This is a genomic window from Neisseria sp. P0009.S007 (assembly GCF_051962515.1).
This window is the reverse complement of record NZ_JBQCVF010000196.1, coordinates 1-2,576: the sequence shown is the minus strand read 5'-3', so window position 1 is coordinate 2,576 and position 2,576 is coordinate 1. Positions and strand designations below refer to the sequence as shown.

Annotated in this window: 2 protein-coding genes and 1 pseudogene; all 3 read left to right on the top strand. The window is 44.6% G+C overall.

Going from position 1 to position 2,576, the window contains the following annotated elements; genetic code table 11:
- On the top strand, positions 1 to 1,719 hold a 1,719-nt coding region (locus tag ACTHS3_RS11480), incomplete at its 5' end, for an RHS repeat-associated core domain-containing protein (protein ID WP_440367990.1).
- A gap of 31 nt (positions 1,720 to 1,750) precedes the next feature.
- The gene (locus tag ACTHS3_RS11475; RefSeq protein ID WP_199900979.1) at positions 1,751 to 2,287 is read left to right on the top strand and encodes a hypothetical protein; all 537 of its coding nucleotides are present in this window, start codon (positions 1,751 to 1,753) and stop codon (positions 2,285 to 2,287) included.
- 56 nt (positions 2,288 to 2,343) lie between these two features.
- Positions 2,344 to 2,576: pseudogene (locus ACTHS3_RS11470) on the top strand (RHS repeat protein); the annotation flags it as partial.

The window sequence follows — 2,576 nt, the reverse complement described above, 5'->3', positions numbered from 1 at the left end:
GTACCGACTAAGGAAGAGAACGCCCGAAACGGATTGCCCGAAACCGACTGGCGCGATGCGCAGTACGACATGCTGTACCTGCCCGTTACCGAAACCGTCCGCTACCACTACGACTTCAACGGCAACCGTACCGCCACCGTCCTGCCCGACGGCAGACAGATCAACTATCTGTATTACGGCAGCGGCCACCTGCACCAAATCAGCCTCGACGACGAAGTCATCTCCGACATCGAACGCGATCGGCTACACCGCGAAATCTACCGCACTCAGGGTAAACTCGCCAGCCGTTACGAACTCGATCCCTTAGGCCGTCTGAAAAGGCAAATCGCCACCCTCAACGACCTGACCGAAGGCGGTAAAGGCAAAACCAAAGTAGCGGCGGGTTATAGCCAAACCGCCGTCAAACGCAGCTACGGCTACGACCGCACCGGCAACCTGACCCACAGCACCGACCAACGGACGAGCACGACCCATTTCGAATACGACAAACTGGGCCGGATTACCAAAGCCGGAAACGAACGGTTTGCCTTCGACCCCGCGCACAATATCCTGTCCGACAACAACAGCCCTACCGTCCCCGACAACCGCCTGAAAACCTACAACGGCAGCAGCTATTACTACGACCACTTCGGCAACCTGATCCACCGCGAACTGGCCAACGGCGAAGTACAGAACTATTTCTACGACCTGCACGACCAGCTGGTTAAAGCCGAAATCTTCAAAAAAGACGGTACGAAAGAAACTTGGGCCTACACCTACGATGCCTTGGGCAGAAGGATAGGCAAAGGCCGTCTGAAAAACGAAGAAGCTTCAGACGGCCTCGAAGAAGAAACCGGATTCGTCTGGGACGGCAGCCACCTCTTGCAGGAAGTCCAACCGGACGGCAGGTATACCTATCTCTACACCGACCCGGATTCCTACGAACCCTTGGCGCAGGTACGCAACCACACCAATGCCGAAGGCGAAAGCAAACAGGAAATCCACTACTTCCACTGCGACCAAATCGGCATCCCGCGTGAAATGACCGATGACGAAGGCAACCTGGTTTGGTTTGGCAACTATACCGGCTGGGGTCGTCTGAAAGAGGAAACCAAGGTAACGGATAGCGCTTACCAACCCTTCCGCCTGCAAAACCAGTATGCCGACCGTGAGACGGGGTTGCATTACAATTTCTTTAGGTATTACGAGCCTGATGTGGGTCGGTTTATCAACCAAGACCCGATTAGACTGTGGGGTGGAAACAATTTTTATCAATTTGCGCCGAACGTGCAGGGATGGGTTGATATTTTTGGTTTATATAATGCTCAGAAATGTGCATCAATTGCAGCTAGAATAGAAAATCTTAAATACGAAATATACGTAAAACGTATTCCCGCACTTGAGAGTAATCCAAATAATTTACCGTGGCGAATTGGTCCAGGGGAAGCTCTTAGAGATACTGTCCGAGGTCATGTAAAGCTACTGAATGCTGCGTATAGTAAACTAGCTAAAGCCGAAAAAGAGTGGGTGGATAATGATTGCGACAAACCACCACCTCCTTCTTCTCCCGTAACAAAATGCACTAATTGCTCCACTGAAGACAAAACATCTACTAATAATGATGCTTTAACAGCAATCGCCCTTGTTGGAACTGTTGTGCTAGTTAGTGTTTGTATATATTCAACGGCGGGAGTATGTGGTGCTTTTGTGGCAGGAGGAAGTTTTGTAGGAGCAATGTGAAGTTTAATATTGATATAGGAGCATGATAATTATGCGCAATAGTGATTTTTATATACAAAATATGATTGAAGCTTCTTTAGAACAAGAAGATTTCAGTCAAATAATTATACTACTAGATTCGCTACCATCTAAAAATATACGTAGAGCATTGTATTTATTATCAGAAATATTCCCAAATAAAATAGAAATTACTGAGAATGAATTTAAATTTATTAAATATATATTATCTAATAATAAATTTATAGTAGTTCAAAGCATCTCTGATTTTCTGAGAGCAATATCTATACTCAACTTTAATGACCTACAAAAACAGGAAATTGCTGATTTGATTTTTCAAAATCTAAATATTTTAAGCAAAAATTGTGATTTTGAGTTAAATGTACTAATAACAAAATTAATAGAACCCAATAAATTTTTTATGCAAGTTGAGAAAATTAAAAATAATTTAGATGATTATTCAAGAAAATATTTATTAGATTTTATTTTTTATGAGAAAGAATATCTTGAAAATGGCTTTAATGAAGATGAAATAAATGATTTCATAAAATTTTTGAGCTACCCTAGATAAAATAGCAAGCCGTAGCCCGCACGTAGTATGTGTGCCCAAAGGCATGCACGCGGGTTTTGTTCTTACAATTTAAAAGGCCGTCTGAAAATCTTTCAGACGGCCTAACCAATGGAGAAACAGTCACCGTCGTCAGCCTTTGCTACGGCTACGACTATACCGGCAACCTGATCCACCGCAAACTGCCGGACGGCGAAGTGCAGAACTATTTCTACGATCTGCACGACCAACTGGTTAAAGCGGAAATCTTCAAAAAAGACGGCACGAAAGAGACTTGGGCCTACACCTACGA